16 protein-coding genes and 1 pseudogene are annotated in these 16,533 nt (G+C 76.6%); 12 read left to right on the top strand and 5 right to left on the bottom strand.

Features of this window, described 5'->3' with window-relative positions:
* The first annotated feature begins 71 nt into the window (after positions 1 to 71).
* Positions 72 to 1,151, top strand: coding sequence for a WD40/YVTN/BNR-like repeat-containing protein (locus O2W53_RS02195; RefSeq protein WP_269161408.1), 1,080 nt, complete (start codon positions 72 to 74; stop codon positions 1,149 to 1,151).
* Positions 1,148 to 1,432 carry a MoaD/ThiS family protein gene (locus tag O2W53_RS02200; protein ID WP_269161409.1) on the top strand — a complete coding sequence of 95 codons (285 nt, stop codon included), beginning with the start codon at positions 1,148 to 1,150 and terminating at the stop codon, positions 1,430 to 1,432. The genes O2W53_RS02195 and O2W53_RS02200 overlap by 4 nt, the downstream gene beginning before the upstream one ends.
* A gap of 273 nt (positions 1,433 to 1,705) precedes the next feature.
* Here the strand turns inward: O2W53_RS02200 and O2W53_RS02205 are convergent, their stop codons facing one another.
* The 3 genes from O2W53_RS02205 to O2W53_RS02215 are packed head-to-tail and all read right to left on the bottom strand — an operon-like array spanning position 1,706 to position 3,620.
* A complete protein-coding gene (locus O2W53_RS02205) occupies positions 1,706 to 2,500 on the bottom strand; it encodes an adenosylcobinamide-GDP ribazoletransferase (protein ID WP_269161410.1) in 795 nt (264 codons plus the stop codon).
* Complete coding sequence (gene cobU, locus O2W53_RS02210) at positions 2,497 to 3,060, bottom strand: bifunctional adenosylcobinamide kinase/adenosylcobinamide-phosphate guanylyltransferase (protein ID WP_269161411.1); 564 nt, start codon at positions 3,058 to 3,060, stop codon at positions 2,497 to 2,499. The genes O2W53_RS02205 and cobU overlap by 4 nt, the downstream gene beginning before the upstream one ends.
* Positions 3,057 to 3,620, bottom strand: a complete 564-nt coding sequence (locus tag O2W53_RS02215; RefSeq protein WP_269161412.1) for a histidine phosphatase family protein — start codon at positions 3,618 to 3,620, stop codon at positions 3,057 to 3,059. Before O2W53_RS02215 ends, cobU begins: the two co-directional genes overlap by 4 nt.
* Before the next feature lie 76 nt (positions 3,621 to 3,696).
* Here O2W53_RS02215 and O2W53_RS02220 point away from each other — a divergent pair, with 76 nt between their 5' ends.
* Positions 3,697 to 4,494 carry an oxidoreductase gene (locus tag O2W53_RS02220; RefSeq protein ID WP_269161413.1) on the top strand — a complete coding sequence of 266 codons (798 nt, stop codon included), beginning with the start codon at positions 3,697 to 3,699 and terminating at the stop codon, positions 4,492 to 4,494.
* Positions 4,495 to 4,545: 51 nt separating this feature from the next.
* Positions 4,546 to 5,535 (top strand): aldo/keto reductase, encoded by a 990-nt coding sequence (locus O2W53_RS02225; RefSeq protein WP_269161414.1) that lies wholly within the window; start codon positions 4,546 to 4,548, stop codon positions 5,533 to 5,535.
* A gap of 20 nt (positions 5,536 to 5,555) precedes the next feature.
* On the opposite strand, the gene O2W53_RS02230 is transcribed toward O2W53_RS02225, so the two are convergent.
* Entirely contained in the window at positions 5,556 to 6,413 is an 858-nt protein-coding gene (locus O2W53_RS02230; protein ID WP_269161415.1) for an HAD family hydrolase, read from the bottom strand.
* 125 nt (positions 6,414 to 6,538) lie between these two features.
* Here O2W53_RS02230 and ssd point away from each other — a divergent pair, with 125 nt between their 5' ends.
* From ssd to O2W53_RS23860, 7 genes and pseudogenes are all read left to right on the top strand, one after another.
* Positions 6,539 to 7,633: a septum site-determining protein Ssd gene (ssd, locus tag O2W53_RS02235; RefSeq protein WP_269161416.1), complete on the top strand. Its 1,095-nt coding sequence runs from the start codon at positions 6,539 to 6,541 to the stop codon at positions 7,631 to 7,633.
* Positions 7,630 to 8,784, top strand: a complete 1,155-nt coding sequence (locus tag O2W53_RS02240; RefSeq protein WP_269161417.1) for a TadA family conjugal transfer-associated ATPase — start codon at positions 7,630 to 7,632, stop codon at positions 8,782 to 8,784. The genes ssd and O2W53_RS02240 overlap by 4 nt, the downstream gene beginning before the upstream one ends.
* Positions 8,781 to 9,578 (top strand): type II secretion system F family protein, encoded by a 798-nt coding sequence (locus O2W53_RS02245; protein ID WP_269161418.1) that lies wholly within the window; start codon positions 8,781 to 8,783, stop codon positions 9,576 to 9,578. Before O2W53_RS02240 ends, O2W53_RS02245 begins: the two co-directional genes overlap by 4 nt.
* Entirely contained in the window at positions 9,575 to 10,309 is a 735-nt protein-coding gene (locus O2W53_RS02250; RefSeq protein WP_269161419.1) for a type II secretion system F family protein, read from the top strand. Before O2W53_RS02245 ends, O2W53_RS02250 begins: the two co-directional genes overlap by 4 nt.
* Before the next feature lie 141 nt (positions 10,310 to 10,450).
* The gene (locus O2W53_RS02255; RefSeq protein ID WP_269161420.1) at positions 10,451 to 10,687 is read left to right on the top strand and encodes a DUF4244 domain-containing protein; all 237 of its coding nucleotides are present in this window, start codon (positions 10,451 to 10,453) and stop codon (positions 10,685 to 10,687) included.
* A gap of 6 nt (positions 10,688 to 10,693) precedes the next feature.
* Positions 10,694 to 11,080: a TadE family type IV pilus minor pilin gene (locus tag O2W53_RS02260; protein WP_269161421.1), complete on the top strand. Its 387-nt coding sequence runs from the start codon at positions 10,694 to 10,696 to the stop codon at positions 11,078 to 11,080.
* 8 nt (positions 11,081 to 11,088) lie between these two features.
* Positions 11,089 to 11,424 (top strand): annotated as a pseudogene (locus O2W53_RS23860) (Rv3654c family TadE-like protein); the annotation flags it as partial.
* Between the two features lie 30 nt (positions 11,425 to 11,454).
* Here O2W53_RS23860 and O2W53_RS02265 read toward each other — a convergent pair.
* Positions 11,455 to 13,968, bottom strand: a complete 2,514-nt coding sequence (locus tag O2W53_RS02265; RefSeq protein ID WP_269161422.1) for a DEAD/DEAH box helicase — start codon at positions 13,966 to 13,968, stop codon at positions 11,455 to 11,457.
* A gap of 196 nt (positions 13,969 to 14,164) precedes the next feature.
* Here O2W53_RS02265 and O2W53_RS02270 point away from each other — a divergent pair, with 196 nt between their 5' ends.
* The gene (locus O2W53_RS02270) at positions 14,165 to 16,426 is read left to right on the top strand and encodes a sodium-translocating pyrophosphatase (protein WP_269161423.1); all 2,262 of its coding nucleotides are present in this window, start codon (positions 14,165 to 14,167) and stop codon (positions 16,424 to 16,426) included.
* The last annotated feature ends 107 nt before the right edge of the window (positions 16,427 to 16,533 follow it).

A 16,533-nucleotide genomic window follows, 5' to 3' on the forward strand; every position in this document is an offset into this window, starting at 1 on the left:
TGGGTTCGACCTGGGCTCCCCGCTGAGCGAGTGACCGATGAGTTGCGCCGGGTCGCGGAGTCCTCTGCTGCATGGCGACGACTCTGCTGGCGATCGGCACGCGCAAGGGGCTCTGGCTCGCGACGAGTGAGGACCGGCGCAGCTGGTCGCTCTCCGCGCCGCACTTCCTGATGACCGAGGTGCCGAGCATCGGCATCGACACCCGCGCCGGGCGCACCCGGCTGATGGTCGGGGTCCGGTCGGAGCACTTCGGCCCGACGGTCCTGCACTCCGACGACCTGGGCGCGACCTGGGACGAACCGGCCGGTGGGGCGATCCGGTTCCCGGCCGACACCGGGGCCGCCGTCGAGCGGATCTGGCAGCTGCGCCCGGACTCCGCCGACCGGCCGGGCGTGGTCTGGGCCGGCTGCGAGCCGATCTCGGTCTGGCGCTCGGACGACGGTGGCGAGCACTTCGAGCTGTGCCGCGGGCTCTGGGACCACCCGCACCGCAGCGAGTGGGGCGCGGGCTACGGCGGGGCGGCGGCGCACTCCGTCGTCCCCGGGCCCGACGGCACGGTGCACGTGGCGATGAGCACCGGCGGCGTCTACCGGACGCGGGACGGCGGGGCCTCCTGGCAGCCGCGCAACTCCGGCATCTCGGCGTACTTCATGCCCGGTCCGGCGCCGGAGTTCGGACAGTGCGTGCACAAGATCGCCCGGGACGCGGCCGACCCACGGCGGCTGTACGCGCAGAACCACCACGGCGTCTACCGCTCCGACGACGACGGCGACTCGTGGACGTCGATCGCCGACGGACTGCCGTCGGACTTCGGCTTCGTGATGCTGGCCGACCCGCGCCGCGGCGAGCGCATCTGGGTGGTCCCGTTGGTCGCCGACGGCGAGCGGATCCCGCCGGACGGCGAGCTGGCCGTGCACCGCAGCGACGACGCCGGCTCCACCTGGCGCCGGCTCGACGCCGGGCTGCCCACGCACGAGTACAACGCGGTGCTGCGGGACGCCGCCTGCGTGGACGCCGGTGACCCGGTGGGCGTCTACGTCGGCACCCGCGGCGGCGAGGTGTACGCCAGCGCCGACGAGGGGGAGTCCTTCAGCACGGTCACCTCCCACCTGCCCGACGTGCTGTGCGTGCGGGCGGCGGTGCTGCCGTGACCGTGCGGGTGCTGCTGCCGCGGCTGCTGGCCGACACGACCGGCGGCCGGACGTCGATGTCGCTGGACCTGCCCGAGCCCGCGACCGTCCGCGCCCTGCTCGATGCGCTGGCCACCGAGCACCCGGTGTTCGACCGGCGGGTGCGGGACGAGACCGGGGCGCTGCGCCGGCACGTCAACGTCTACGTCGACGGAGAGGAGGTCCGGCGGCTCGCCGGTCTGGTCACCCCGGTGCCGGCCGGCGCGGAGGTGATGGTCGTCCAGTCCGTGGCTGGTGGCTGACCGCGACGACGCGCCGCGATCTGGCTGGCCGGCAGGTTACGAGTCGATGACGGCGGTCACACCCCCTCCATGAGCATCCTCGGGAAGCTGATGGGAACCGCAGGGAACGCCGCTGGACGGGGCGCGCGTGGTGGACGTTCGGCCACCACCCGGGGCACCGCGGGCCGGCGCCGGGCCGGGGGCGGGGGGCGGAGCGGCCGGGCGGGCTCGCCGGCTTCCTCCGGAGGTCTGAGCCGGGTCATCGGGTCGCTCACCCGTCGCCGGTGACGGCGCTCAGCTGAGCAGGACGGCGGCGGCGAGCAGGACGACCGCCGTCGTCACCTCGCCCATGGCGCCCATGACGTCGCCGTTCACCCCGCCGAGCCGGGTACGGGACCGGGTGAAGAGCGCCTCGGAGGACCCCAGCCCGGCGGCGACGGCAGCGACCAGCCCGAGCGCGGCGACCGGGCCGTCGGCGCCGACGAGCAGCGCACCCCCGGCGGCCACCGCAGCGGTGGCCAGCGCGGCCCCGGCCAGCCAGCCCCGGGAGACGGTGCCCGCGACCGCCTGGCCCAGGGACGAGCCCGCGGCGATCGGCACCCCCGGCAGGCCGGTGCGGGCCATCGCCACCCGGGCGGCGACAGTGGCGGCCGGCAGGGCGAGCCAGCCGCCGTCCACGGTGAGCAGGTGCGCCAGGCAGGCGACCTGCAGGAGCAGGGTGAGCACCAGGGTGACGACGCCGAAGGGGCCGACGTCCCCGGCGCGCATCACCGCCAGCGCCTTCTCCCGGCCGCGCAGCGGACCCAGTCCGTCGGCGGTGTCCGCCAGCCCGTCCAGGTGCAGCCCGCGGGTGAGCGCGGCCAGCGAGGCGATCGCGAGCACCGCACCGACCAGCGGGCTGACCGTGCGGTCGGCGGCCCAGGCGACCGCGGCCGCCACGCCCCCCAGCACCAGGCCGACCAGCGGCGCCCAGGGCAGCACCCCGCGGGCCGAGGCGGCGGCCGGCACCCGCAGGCTGGTCAGCAGCGCGAACGACTCCGCCGGCCCGGTCCAGGGGCGGCGGGTCGCCGGCTGGTCCGGGGAGCTCATCGCAACCGCTGGGGCAGCCCGGCGACCACGAACCACACCTCGTCGGCGGTCGAGGCCAGCCGCTGGTTGACCGTGCCCAGCGTGTCCCGGAAGAGCCGACCGGCGCGGGTCTCGGGCACCACGCCCAGCCCCACCTCGTCGCTGACCGCCACCACGTGCGCCGGCGTCATCACCCAGTTGTCGACCAGTGCATCGCAGCGCTGGTCCAGCCGGTCGCGGGCCGCGGCGGCGTCCGTGGGGGAGCCTGCGGCGTGCGCCCCGGTCGCGTCGACGGCGTCCCAGATGCCGGTCTCGTCCATCAGCGCGGCCACCCAGGTGGTGACGCTGTCGACCAGCACCGCACCTTGGCGCAGCAGCTCCGAGGGCGCGGTCGTCTCCACCGTCGTCCACCCGGCCGGGCGGCGGGCGCGGTGGGCGGCGACCCGGGCCGACCACTCGGCGTCGGCCTCGTCGACGACGGAGGTGGCGAGGTAGGTGACCTCGTCCCAGCCGGCCAGCAGCTGCTCGGCGTGCGCGGACTTGCCCGACCGGGAGCCGCCGAGCACGAGCACCCTGGTCACGTCAGCACCAGCGTCGTGACCGTGCCGTTGTGCGGGGTGATCCCCGGCAGCTGGTCGGACCCCAGCCCGGCGACCACCGCCTGGGCGGCCCGGATGGTGTCGCCGTGGGTGACCAGGGCGACGACCGCGGCCGGCGGGTCGGTGCGCAGCCGGTCGAGGTAGCCGGCGACCCGGGAGTGCAGTTGGGCGAGGCTCTCCCCGCCCTCGGCCGACCAGTGCGGATCGGTCCAGTCGACGACGTCCCACAGCTCGCGGGAGGGTCGCCCCTCGAGCACGCCGTAGCCCTGCTCGCGCAGCGCCGGGGTGGTGCTGAGGGGGAGCCCGGTGGCCGCGGCGCAGTGCTCGGCGGTCTGTACGGCGCGGTGCAGGTCGCTGGAGACGAGGGCGCCGGGACCACCGCCGTCCCGGGTGAGCGCGGCGAGCTCGGTGGCGGCCTGCGCCGCCTGCTGGTGGCCGAGCTCGGTCAGCGGCACGTGCGCGGTCTGCCCCTGCATCAGCCCGGCGGCGTTCCACTCGCTCTGACCGTGCCGGACGAGGAGCAGGGTCAGGGGAGCGGCCATGGTGGTTGGGAGCGTAGGCGCCGGGTCGCGGAGGGCGGCGGGAGACCTGCCGCCCCGGACTCGTACCGTCGCAGCCGTGACGATCCCGCTGCGCCCCGGCGCCGGCCGGGCCCCCCGGCCCGCCGCGCGCCCGACCGGCCCCGACCCGCTCGCCCCGCTGCTGGAGCTGCCCGGCGTCGCCGCGGCGGCCGAGGACGCACGCGCCGCGGTGGATCTGCTGCTCGGCCACAAGGTGCTCCGCCGCGAGTCGGCCGGGGTCAGCGCGGAGTCGGCGCTGCGCGGTGCCCGGGCGTCGGCTGCGCTGCAGGGCGTGGACCGGCCGCTGGCGGACCTGCGCGCCGGTGAGGTGACCGACCCGGTCGTCCAGGGTGCACTGCGGGTCTCGGTGGGCCTCGGCTCGATGGTGGAGACCTGGGAGCGGGCGCCCGGTCAGGTGCTCGCCCGGCTGCACGTCCTGGCCGCCACCGACCTCGCCGAGCCGGCCGACCTGGGTCGGCCCAGCGGCGCGGCCGGTGCGCGGTTGGGTGGGCTCTTCTCCCTGATCACCGGCGCGACCACGGTCCCGGCCGTGGTGGTGGCCGGGGTGGTGCACGGTGAGCTGGCCGCGCTGGCGCCCTTCGGGGTGCAGGACGGCGTGGTCGCCCGCGCCGCCGCCCGGCTGGTCATCATCAGCCGGGGCCTGGACCGCAAGGCGGTCTCTGTGCCGGAGGTCGGGTTCGCCGAGCTCGGCCGGGACGCCTACGAGGCCGCGCTGGCGGGCTACCGGACCGGTGGCCCGGCCGGGGTGGCCGGCTGGCTCGTGCACTGCTGCCGCGCCACCGAGCACGGCGCCACCGAGGGCCTGGCGATCTGCGAGAGCCTGCTCCGCGGCTGAGCGCGACAGCGCCGTCCTGCGACTCCGCTGCAGCGCGACCAGACTGGGCGGATGCGCTTCCTCGAGGTCGACGGTCTGGGACAGGTCAGCCGGGTCGGACTGGGCACCTGGCAGTTCGGCTCCCGGGAATGGGGTTACGGCGACGACTACGCCGTGGGGGCGGCGCGCGACATCGTCCGGCGGGCCCGCGAACTGGGCGTCACGCTGTTCGACACCGCCGAGGTGTACGGCTTCGGCCGCAGCGAGAAGATCCTGGCCGAGGCGCTCGGCGCCGACCGGGCCGAGGTGGTCGTCGCCAGCAAGGTCTTCCCGGTGGCGCCGTTCCCGGCGGTCGTCCGCAACCGCGCGGCCGGGAGCGCCCGCCGGCTGCAGCTCGACCGGATCCCGCTCTACCAGGTGCACCAGGCCAACCCACTGGTCCCGGACTCGGTGATCATGCCGGGCATGCGCGCCCTCCTCGACGACGGCGTGATCGGTGCCGTCGGGGTCTCCAACTACTCGCTGGAGCGCTGGCAGGCGGCCGACCGCGCCCTGGGCAGCCCGGTGGTGAGCAACCAGGTCCAGTTCTCCCTGGCGCACGCCGGCCCCCTGGCCGACCTGGTGCCCTTCGCCGAGCGCGAGAACCGGGTGGTCATCGCCTACAGCCCGCTCGCCCAGGGCCTGCTGGGAGGCCGCTACTCCGCCGACCACCGCCCCGGGGGCGTCCGGGCGATGAACCCGCTGTTCGGCACCGAGAACCTGAGCCGGGCCGAGCCGCTCCTCCAGCTGCTCCGGGACGTGGCCGCTGCGCACCAGGCGAAGCCGGCCCAGGTGGCCCTGGCCTGGCTCCTCGGCCTGCCGCAGGTGGTCGTGATCCCGGGGGCGTCCAGCGTCGAGCAGCTGGAGTCCAACGTGGCGGCCGCCGAGCTGGAGCTGACGCCGGCGGAGCAGCAGGCGCTGACCACCGCGGCGCAGGACTTCCAGCCGGTCTCCACCGCCCGCACGGTCTCGGACCAGGTGCGGGAGAAGGTTGCGGAGGTCCGCGGCCGCATCGGCGGCTGAGTCGATGCCGGTCGGTCCGGTCAGGCGCCGCGGCGCCGACGACGACCGGTCGGGGGCACCACGACGGGGGCGGCGAGCGCGACGGCCGGGAGCGCCCGCAGCGTGCGCCGCCGGGCGAACCAGGCCAGCCCGGCCACGGCGGCCCCGACGCCGACCGCGGCACTGGTGACGACCGGCGTCCGGGCGCCGGAGAAGCGGGAGCGCAGGGTGACCGGGCGGGTGAACTCGAGCACCGGCCAGCCCCGTTCCGCGGCGGCCTTGCGCAGCCCCCGGTCGGGGTTGACGGCGGTGGGGTGGCCGACCGCCTCGAGCATCGGCAGGTCGGTGATCGAGTCGCTGTAGGCCCAGCAGTCGGCCAGGTCCCAGCCCTTCTCGGCGGCCACCTCGCGCATCGCGGCGGCCTTGTTGTCGCCGTAGGCGTAGTAGTCGATCTCGCCGGTGTACTTCCCGTCGACGGTGACCATCCGGGTGGCGACGACGCGGTCGACCCCGAGCATCTCGCCGATCGGCTCCACCATCTCCGCCCCGCTGCTGGAGACGATGACGATCTCCCGGCCGGCCGCCTGGTGTTCCTCGATGAGGTCGGCGGCCTCCGCGTAGACGAGCGGGTCGACGATGCCGTGCAGCGTCTCCCGCACGATCTCGTGCACGACGGCGACGTCCCAGCCCGTGGTCATCGCGGTGATCTGTCGCCGCATCCGCTCCATCTGGTCGGCGTCCGCGCCGGCCAGGGAGAAGACGAACTGCGCGTAGGCGCCCTTGAGGACGGCTCGCCGGTTGATCAGCCCACCCTGGAAGAACGGTCGTCCGAAGGCCAACGTGCTGGACTTCGCGATGACCGTCTTGTCCAGGTCGAAGAACGCCGCAGCGCGGGTCACATCGCACACGGTAAGGGGATCGGCAGTCCAGGGGGTCGGGCACACCGTCGTCCACACCCGGAGGGGTTGTCCACAGATGCCGTCCAGAGCTGGGCCGGCGCCGACCGGCGCGCTGCGCTGGGTGGGTGTCCGCTGCCTCGCGAGCCCCCGGCTCCGCGCCTGCCGTCCCCGCCCACCCGCTGGTCCTGAGCACCGACTCCGGCCTGCTCGACGACCTGCTCCGGCTCCTCGCCGCCGCCGGTGCCACCGCTGAGCTGACCACGGGAGGCGGTGCGCTCCGCCGCGCCCACCGGGACGCGCCGCTGGTGCTGCTCGGTGCCGAGGTGCTGGGCAGTGCGCCGGTGCGGGCGCTGCCGCGGCGCCCCGGGGTGCTGGTGGTCGCCGCCGGTGAACCCGCGGCCGAGGTGTGGCCGGCGGCCGTCGAGCTCGGCGCCGAACGGGTGGTGGTGCTGCCCCGCGACGAGGCGTGGCTGGTGGAGCGGGTGGCCGCGGCGGTGCAGGTCCCCGCCCGGCCGGGCTGGCTGACCGTGGTCGGCGGCGCCTGCGGTGGCGCCGGCGCGAGCACCCTGGCGACGGCGCTCGCGGTCGCCGCGGGCAGCGCGGGCGACGGCGGCGTGCTGCTGGTCGACGGCGACGGCTGGGCCGCCGGCCTGGACCTGCTGCTCGGGGCGGAGCGGGAGCCCGGGCTGCGCTGGCCGGAGCTGGCCGGGGTGAGTGGACGGGTGGCCGGCCCGGCGCTCGCCGCCGCCCTGCCCGAGGTCGCCGGGGTCGCGGTGCTCTCCGCCTCCCGGGAACACCCCCAGGAGCTGCCGGCCGAGGCCCTGCTGGCCGTCTGCGCAGGTGCCCGGGCCAGTGGGTGCGGTGTCGTGCTCGACCTGCCCGTCCGCAGCCCCGCCGCCGAGGCGCTCCTCGCCGAGGCCGATCTCAGCGTCCTGCTCGTCCCGGCCCGGCTGCGGGCCGGAGCCGCCGCCCGCGCCCTGCTGGAGGGTGACCAGCGGCCCTGGTCGGCGGCGCTCGTGGTGAGCCGGCCGGTCCCCGGGGGGCTGAGCCGCGCCGAGGTGGCCGACGTGGTCGGCCGGCCGGTCTTCGCCGAGCTCGCCGCCGACCGGTCGGCGGCACCGCGCAGCGAGCGGGGCGAACCACCGTCCGTTGCCGCCCGGTCCCCGCTCGGTGGGCTCAGCCGGCTGCTCCTCGCCGAGCTGGCCGGGCGCGCGGCGTGACCGGAGAGTCGGCGCCACCGCTGGTGGAGCGGGTGCGCGCCCGGCTCGCCACCGGTGTGGGCGCCCCCAGCCCGGTGGCCGTGGCGGCCCTGGTCCGGGAGGAGTCCGGCGGCCTGCTGGGCGACCGCGGGGTGCTCGACGCCGTCCGGGCCGCCACCGACGAGCTCGCCGGGGCCGGCGTCCTGGAGCCGCTGCTGCGCACGCCCGGCGTCACCGACGTGCTGGTCAACGGGCCGGGCGAGGTCTGGATCGACCGGGGCGAGGGCCTGGAGCCGGTCGACGTCCGGTTCCCCGACGAGGCCGCCGTCCGCCGCCTGGCGGTGCGGCTGGCCGCCGCTGCCGGCCGCCGGCTCGACGACGCGGCGCCGTGGGTCGACGCCGGCCTGCCCGACGGCACCCGGCTGCACGCCGTGCTGCCGCCGGTGTCCGGGGCGGGCACCTGCCTGTCCCTGCGGGTGCTGCGCCGGGCGGCGCTCTCCTTCGCCGACCTCTCCGACCGGGGTGCCCTGCCCGGCGCCAGCGCCGAGCTGCTGGCGGCCGCCGTCCGGGCGCGGTTGGCGTTCCTGGTCACCGGCGGCACGGGCACCGGGAAGACGACGGTCCTCTCCGCACTTCTCGGGCTGGTCGATCCGGGGGAACGGCTGGTGCTCTGCGAGGACGCACCCGAGCTGACCCCACGGCACCCGCACGTCGTCCGGCTGCTCACCCGGCCGGCCAACGTCGAGGCCGCCGGCGCGGTCACGCTGCGGGACCTGGTGCGGCAGGCCCTGCGGATGCGCCCGGACCGGCTGGTCGTCGGCGAGGTCCGCGGCGCCGAGGTGGTCGACCTGCTCGCCGCCCTGAACACCGGGCACGACGGCGGCTGCGGCACGGTGCACGTCAACCGGGCCGCGGACCTGCCGGCCCGGCTCGAGGCCCTCGGCGGTGCGGCCGGCCTGGGCCGGGCCGCGGTGCACAGCCAGGCGGCGGCCGCGCTCGCGCTCGTCGTGCACCTGCGGCGAAGCCCGGCGGGACGGGGCGTGGCCGAGCTGGGGGTGGTCCGCCGGCAGGGGGAGCTGATCGAGGTGGCCGCGGGCTGGCGGGCCGACGGCAGCCCCACCCCGGCGCGCGGCGAGCTCGCCGACCTGCTCGGTGTCCGGGTGCCCGGATGAGCCCGGCCCTGCTGGTCCTCGGGGCCGCGCTGCTGGCCTGGCCGTCGGGCGCCGGCGCCCGGCCGCGACGGCTCACCGAGCCGGGGTGGGGCGGGGTGCGTCCGGACCTCCGCGCCCTGGCCGGCGGCCCGGCGGGACCGTGGGTGTTCGCGCTGGTGAGCGGGGGAGCCGGGGCGTTGCTGTCCACCCCGGTCGTGGCCGGGCTGGCGGCCGGCTGCGGTGTCGTCGCCGGCCGGGCCCTGCAGGCGCGTGGCCGGGCAGCCGCCGGGGAGCGGCGCACCCGGGCCCTGGTGGAGGCGCTCGGCGTGCTGGCCGCGGAGGTGCGGGCCGGGCGACCACTCCCGGAGGCGGCCACCACCGCGGTCGACGGCTGCCCGGACGCCGGCATGGCGCGGGCGCTCGAGCCGGTCCTGCGACTGGGCGACCCGCCGACGGGGCCGGCGACGGACGAGTCGGCCCGGGCGCTCGTGCGGATCGCGGCCGCGGTGCGGTTGAGCACCCGTACCGGCTGCTCGCTGGCCGGGGTGGTCACCGCCGTCGAGGACGACCTGCGAGCCCGGCTGCGGGCCGGGGAGGAGCTGCGCTCTGCGGTCGCCGGGCCGCGGGCCAGCGCCACCGTGCTCGCCGGTCTCCCGCTGCTCGGCCTGCTGATGGGGAGCGGGGTGGGCGCCGACCCGTGGCGGGTGCTCACCACCACAGGCGCGGGGACGGCGCTGCTGGTGCTCGGCGTGGCCCTGGAACTGGCCGGGCTGACCTGGTCGGCCCGGCTGGTCCGGCGGGCGGTGGCGCAGTGAACGGTGTCTGGGCCGTCCTCGTCCTGGCCGGCGCGGTGCTGCTGTGGGTGCCCCCCGGGGCCGGCCGCCGGGACCGGGTGCGGTTCCTGCTCGCCGTCCCCGGAGACGGCGGTCGGCCCTGGCGGTCGACGAGCGGCCCACCCGGGGCGGCTCGACGCCGGGTGGAGGCGGGCCTGGGCGGGCTGGCGGCCTTCCTGGTGCTCGGTGCCGGGCTGCCGGCCGTTCTGGTCGGGCTGGGCGTGGCCGCGGGGCTGGACCGGCTGCTCCGGCGGTCCGGTGCACCACCGGCCGTCGCCGGAGCCCTCGCCCGGGACCTGCCGGTGGCCTGCGACCTGCTCGCCGTCTGTCTGGCGGCCGGCACCCCGGTCGGGTCGGCCGTCGCGGCGGTCGGGGAGGCGGTGCCCGGTCCGCTCGGCGACCGATTGGTCGAGGCGGGGGCGCTGTACCGGTTGGGCGCCGCCCCACGCCGGGCCTGGGCGGGAGCGCCACCGCCGGTCGACGCGCTCGCCCGCACGGTGGTGCGGGCCGGGGAGTCGGGCTCGGCGGTCGTCCCGGCCCTGCAGCGGCTCGCCGCCGACCTGCGCAGCGCCGGCCGCAGTCAGACCGAGGCCGCGGTCCAGCGGGCGGGGGTGTGGGTGCTGGCGCCGCTCGGGCTGTGCTTCCTGCCCGCGTTCCTGTGCCTGGGCGTCGTCCCGATGGTGCTGGGCATCGGCGGCGACGTCTTCGGCTGAGTCACGGTCACCGCCGGCGTGCCGGTCGGCGTCCACAACCGCGGGCGCCCTCCACAACCCGGCCGCAGCCACCGGGGCGCGCCCTCGCCGGCGCCAGGCTCGGGTCGACGGACCGGCAGGCGGTCCGGCGGAGGAGGACACATGGAGATCCAGCCGGAGAACGAGGAACGGCCCACCGGACGCCGGCGCTCGGCGCTCGCCCAGCGCTGGTCGGAGGCCCGCGTGGCCGGCGAGGAGGGGATGAGCACCGCCGAGTACGCCGTCGGCACGGTGGCCGCCTGCGCCTTCGCCGCCGTGCTCTACCAGGTGGTCACCGGCGGATCGGTGGTCGCGGCGCTGGGCGAGCTCGTGCAGACCGCGCTCGCCACGCTCGCCTGAGTCGACGTGTCGACACCCGACCGCGCCGGCCGGCCCGGCGGCTCCCGGGAGGCCGGGATGGTGACCGCGGAGACCGCCGTGGTGCTGCCCGTGCTCCTGTTGGTGCTGGCCGGGGCGGTGGCGGCGGTCGTCGTGGTCGGTGCCCAGCTGCGCTGCGTGGACGCCGCCCGGGAGGGGGCCCGGGCGGCGGCGCGCGGGGAGCCGGCGGCCGTGGTGCACGAGCTGGCGGCGCAGGCCGCCCCCGACGGGGCGACCACGGACCTGGGCGTGGGGGAGACGGTGCGGGTCACCGTCGCGGCCACGGTCGCCCCGCTCGGCCCGCTGCCCTGGCGGGTGGAGGTCACGGCGACGGCGACAGGCGTCCGCGAACCGGCGGCAGGCGGTTCGCCGTGACCGGGCGCGTGCCGGCCGACGACGGGGAGCGCGGCTCGGCCACCGTGTGGATGGTCGCGCTGGCCGGGCTGCTCGCCCTGGTCGGCGTCGCCACGGTGCTCGTCGGCGCCGCGGTCGTGGCCCGGCACCGCGCCACCTCGGCGGCCGACCTCGCGGCTCTGGCCGCCGCCGGCCGGGCCGTGCTGGGCGACCCGGCCGCCTGCGCGGTCGCCGAGGAGGTCGCCGCGGCCAACGAGGCCGTCGTGGACTCGTGCGCCGTCACCGCCGGCGCGGTCGTCGAGGTGCGGGTGCACGTCCCCGTCCGGCTGGGTCCGCTCGGCGTCGTCGACGCCCCGGCCCGGGCCCGGGCCGGCCCGGCACCGCCGGAAGCCGGTTCAGAAGACGAGGTCCTCGGGGTCGGAGCCGGTCGCACCGGTGTCGGCGGCGGGGTCGGTCACGGCCGGGGCACTGGTGCCGAACAGGCCCGACCGCGGCGCCGGCCGGCGGGTCACCTCCGCCTCCTCTGCCGTCAGCTCGGGCGCTCCGGCCAGCTCGTCCAGCACCACGTCGAGCACCCGCACCGCGCCGGCCTTGTCCAGCGGGTCGTTGCCGTTGCCGCACTTGGGCGACTGCACGCACGAGGGACAGCCGGACTCGCACTCGCAGCTGGCCACCGTGGCCCGGGTCGCCTGCAACCAGTCCCGCAGCACCGCGTACCCGCGTTCGGCGAAACCGGCCCCGCCCGGGTGGCCGTCGTAGACCACGATCGTGGCCGCGCCCGTGTCCGGGTGCAGGGCGGTGGAGACCCCGCCGAGGTCCCAGCGGTCGCAGGTCGCCAGCAGCGGCAGCAGCCCGATCGCGGCGTGCTCGGCCGCGTGCAGCGAGCCGGGCAGTGCCGCGTCGTCGACGTCGGCGCGGGCGATGGCCGGCTCGTCCAGCGTCAGCCACACCGCCCGGGTGCGCAGCTGGCGGGGCGGCAGGTCCAGCGGGAACTCGGCGAGCACCTCGCCGGTGCCCAGCCGCCGCCGCTGGTACGCGACGACCTGGTTGGTCACGTCCACGACGCCGGTGTGTGCGGTGACCGTGCCCAGCCGGCGGGTGCGGTCGGTGGCGACGATCGACAGGTCGACGGTGTCGCGGGCCACCGTCGTCCACTCCGGGCTCTCCGGGTGCACCACCGCGCAGGCGTCCTCCACGTCGAGCTCGTCGACCACGTAGGTCTCGCCGCGGTGCACGTAGAGCGCGCCGGTGTGCACGGTCGCGTGCGAGGCGTCGCCGTCGACCGTGCCCAGCAGCCGGCCGGTCGCGCCCTCGATGATCGACACCGGCGCGGCACCGCTGCCGCGGATGTCCACGTCGGGTCGGCCCCGCCCGGCCCAGTACCAGCCGGTGGGGCGGGTGCGCAGCAGCCCCTCGGCGACCAGCTCCGCCACCTGCGCCTCGGCCACCTCGCCGCCGAAGTCCGCCAGGTCGGCGTGGGTGAGCGGCAGTTCTGCGGCGGCACAGCACAGCTGCGGACCGAGCACGTAGGGGTTGGTCGGGTCGGTGACGGTCGCCTCGACGGGCCGGCCGAACACCGCCCGCGGGTGGTGGGCCAGGTAGTGGTCCAGCGGGTCGTCCCGGGCGACGAACACGACGAGCGACTCGCGCTGGGCCCGCCCGGCGCGGCCGGCCTGCTGCCACATCGAGGCCAGCGTGCCCGGGTAGCCGGCGAGCACGACGGCGTCGAGCCCGGCGATGTCGATCCCCAGTTCCAGGGCGTTGGTGGTCGCCACCCCCAGCAGCACCCCGGTCGACAGCGCCCGCTCCAGCTCCCGCCGCTCCTCGGGCAGGTAGCCGCCGCGGTAGGAGTCGACCCGGGAGACCAGGTCCGACCGGCCGCGGGAGCGCAGGATCGCCCGCGCCTGCTCGGCGACGGACTCCGCGCCGCGGCGGGACCGCACGAACGCCAGCGTGCGGGCGTTCTGCTCGACCAGGTCGGCCAGCAGCCCGGCCGCGTCAGCGGCCGCCGACCGGCGCAGCGGTGCACCGTGCTCGCCGGTCCGCTCCGTCAGCGGCGGCTCCCACAGCGCGAAGGTCGCCCCCGGACGAGGCGAGCCGTCCTCGGTGACCGCCGTGACCGGGGCACCGACCAGCCGGCCGGCGGCCAGCGCGGGGTCGGCCACGGTCGCCGACGCCAGGACGAACACCGGGTCGGCGCCGTAACGGCGGCAGATCCGCCGCAACCGGCGCAGCACGTGCCCGACGTGCGAGCCGAACACGCCCCGGTAGGCGTGGCACTCGTCCACGACCACGTAGGCGACCCGACGCAGCGTGCTCGACCACTTCTGGTGGGCCGGGAGCACGCCCCGGTGCAGCATGTCGGGGTTGGTCACGATCCAGCGCGAGTGCCGCCGCACCCACTCGCGCTCCTCCATCGGGGTGTCGCCGTCGTAGGCCGCCGGCCGCACCGAGGAGTCGGCCAGCTCGGCGACGGAGGCCAGCTGGTCCCGGGCCAGGGCCTTGGTGGGGGCGAGGTAGAGCACGCAGGCGCGCGGGTCCTCGGCCAGCGCGGTCAGCGCGGGCAGCTGGTAGGCCAGGGACTTGCCCGACGCCGTCCCGGTGGCGACGACGACGTGGCTGCCGGCTCGCGCCAGCTCGGCCGCCTCGACCTGGTGGCTGAAGGGCGCCGGCACGCCGCGCTCGGCCAGCCGGTCCCGCAGCGGCGTCCCGACCCACTCCGGCCACTCCGCCAGCCGGCTGGGGCGGGCCGGGAGTCGGTGGACGTGGGTCACGGGGTCGTCGTCGGCATCGGTGCCGGACAGCAGGGCCTCGAGCAGCTCGGTGCCCGGCAGCGCGCCACCGGCCGGGTCGGGCACCGACTCCGGCGATGCGTCCGCGGGTGGCCGGACGGAGCGCAGGGACGTCACCACCCCACTGTCACACCGGTGCGCAAGCCACTGCCCCGACCACCAGCTCAGATGACGTTCGGTGTGAACGGGATCACACCAGGGTCTGGCGGCGGGCCTGCCTCCTGCGGCACAGTGCGTCCCACGCCGGGCCCTCCCGAGCGAGAGCCCGGGGGCGGCTGGCCGGTGCGCGCCCCGCCTCGCCTCGGAGGAAGCCATGCCCGACGCCGATCTGTCCGGAGGAGACCTCGCCCTGGTGGCGATCGCGCTCCTCATCTCCCTCGCCGCCCTCGGCTTCGCCGCCTGGCTGGTCCGCGCCGTCCTGGCCGCCGACCAGGGCACGGCGTCGATGCAGGAGATCGCGAAGGCGATCCAAGAAGGCGCCGGGGCCTACCTGAGACGGCAGTACCGCACGCTCGCCGTCTTCGCCGCCATCGTCTTCGGGTTGCTGCTCCTGCTCCCGGTGGCCGACGGCGGCCTGGGCACCCGGCTGGGCCGCGCGGCCTTCTTCCTGGTCGGGGCTGCGTTCTCCGCCGCGGTCGGCTTCATCGGGATGACCCTGGCGACCCGCGGCAACGTCCGGGTGGCGGCCGCGGCAGCCGCCGGTGGGCACCGGCCGGCCTTCCGCATCGCGTTCCGCACCGGCGGGGTCTGCGGGATGATCACCGTGGGCCTGGGGTTGTTCGGGGCCTCGTTGGTGCTGCTGCTCTTCCGGGAGACCGCACCGATCGTGCTGGAGGGCTTCGCCTTCGGCGGTGCGCTGCTGGCGATGTTCATGCGCGTCGGCGGCGGCATCTTCACCAAGGCCGCCGACGTCGGCGCGGACCTGGTCGGCAAGGTCGAGGCCGGCATCCCGGAGGACGACCCACGCAACGCGGCGACGATCGCGGACAACGTCGGGGACAACGTCGGCGACTGCGCGGGAATGGCCGCCGACCTCTTCGAGTCCTATGCGGTGACGCTGGTGGCCGCGCTCATCCTCGGCCAGGTGTTCTTCGGGCCGGTGGGCATGGTCTTCCCGCTGGTGGTCGCCGCGATCGGGGTGATCGCCTCGGTGGTCGGCATCCTGGCCAGCAACCCCGGCAGCAACGACCGGAACTGGATGTCCCCGATCAACCGCGGCTTCTTCGTCTCCGCCGCCGTCTCCCTGGTGCTGGTCGCCGCCGCGTCCTTCACCGTCCTGCCCACGATCTCCGACGGCCTGGACATCGCGGTCAGCCCGCAGGTGCTCGGCTTCCTCTCCGTCCTGATCGGCATCGTGCTGGCCGCGGCGATCCAGCAGCTCACCGGCTACTTCACCGAGACCTCCCGCCGCCCCGTCCGCGACGTCGGCCGCAGCTCGCTCACCGGCCCGGCCACGGTGATCCTCTCCGGCATCTCCCTCGGCCTGGAGTCGGCCGTCTACGCCGCGCTGCTCATCGGCACCGCCGTCTACGGCGCCTTCCTCATCGGCGGCGCCGCGGCGCTGTACGCGGTCGCCCTGGCCGGCTGTGGGCTGCTCACCACCGCCGGGGTCATCGTCTCGATGGACACCTTCGGGCCGGTGAGCGACAACGCGCAGGGCATCGCGGAGATGTCCGGGGACATCGACGAGGAGGGTGCCCAGGTCCTCACCGACCTCGACGCCGTCGGCAACACCACCAAGGCCATCACCAAGGGCATCGCGATCGCCACCGCCGTGCTGGCGGCCACGGCGCTGTTCGGCTCCTACAACGCCAGCCTCATCGACGCGCTGGACGACGCCGGGGCTGAGCTCGGCGACGCGCTCACCCTGGTCTCACCGAACAACGTCGTCGGCGCCGTGATCGGCGCGGCCGTCGTGTTCCTCTTCTCCGGGTTGGCGATCAGCGCGGTGTCGCGGGCCGCCGGCCGGGTGGTGTTCGAGGTGCGCGAACAGTTCCGCATGCACCCCGGGATCATGGACTACACCGAGCGCCCCGACTACAGCCGCGTGGTCGACATCTGCACCCGCGACTCGCTGCGTGAACTGGCCACCCCGGGTCTGCTGGCCGTCCTGGCCCCGGTGGCGGTCGGCTTCGGTCTCGGCTTCGGCCCGCTGGCCGCCTACCTGGTCGGCGCGATCGCGACCGGCACGCTCATGGCGGTCTTCCTGTCCAACTCCGGAGGCGCCTGGGACAACGCCAAGAAGATGGTCGAGGACGGCGCCCACGGCGGGAAGGGCAGCAAGGCCCACGAGGCGACCATCATCGGCGACACCGTCGGCGACCCGTTCAAGGACACCGCCGGTCCGGCCATCAACCCGCTCATCAAGGTGATGAACCTGGTCGCGCTGCTGATCGCCCCGGCCGTCGTCGGTCTGTCCGTCGGCGAGGACGCCAACACCGTGCTGCGGCTGGCGATCGCCATCGGCGCGACCCTGGTGATCGTGGTGGCCGTCGTGGTCAGCAAGCGGCGGTCCAGCGTCGTGGGCGGTGAGGCCGACACCCCGGCCGAGACGCTCACCGAGAAGGCGTACTGACCGGCGGGTTGTGGAGAGCGGTGCCGGGTGTGGACGACGGGCCCCGGAGGGGACGCCGGGCTCCCTAGCGTCCCTCGCGCCGGTCCCGCCCGGGGCCGTGGTCCGCC

This window comes from Modestobacter sp. VKM Ac-2978 (assembly GCF_026968025.1).
GTDB lineage: Bacteria > Actinomycetota > Actinomycetes > Mycobacteriales > Geodermatophilaceae > Modestobacter.

Coding starts and splice junctions, on each gene's coding strand:
- O2W53_RS02195 (WP_269161408.1), top strand. CDS start 72: ATGGCGACGACTCTGCTGGCGATCGGCACGCGCAAGGGGCTCTGGCTC.
- O2W53_RS02205 (WP_269161410.1), bottom strand. CDS start 2,500: ATGAGCTCCCCGGACCAGCCGGCGACCCGCCGCCCCTGGACCGGGCCG.
- O2W53_RS02215 (WP_269161412.1), bottom strand. CDS start 3,620: ATGGCCGCTCCCCTGACCCTGCTCCTCGTCCGGCACGGTCAGAGCGAG.
- O2W53_RS02225 (WP_269161414.1), top strand. CDS start 4,546: ATGCGCTTCCTCGAGGTCGACGGTCTGGGACAGGTCAGCCGGGTCGGA.
- O2W53_RS02245 (WP_269161418.1), top strand. CDS start 8,781: ATGAGCCCGGCCCTGCTGGTCCTCGGGGCCGCGCTGCTGGCCTGGCCG.
- O2W53_RS02255 (WP_269161420.1), top strand. CDS start 10,451: ATGGAGATCCAGCCGGAGAACGAGGAACGGCCCACCGGACGCCGGCGC.
- O2W53_RS02270 (WP_269161423.1), top strand. CDS start 14,165: ATGCCCGACGCCGATCTGTCCGGAGGAGACCTCGCCCTGGTGGCGATC.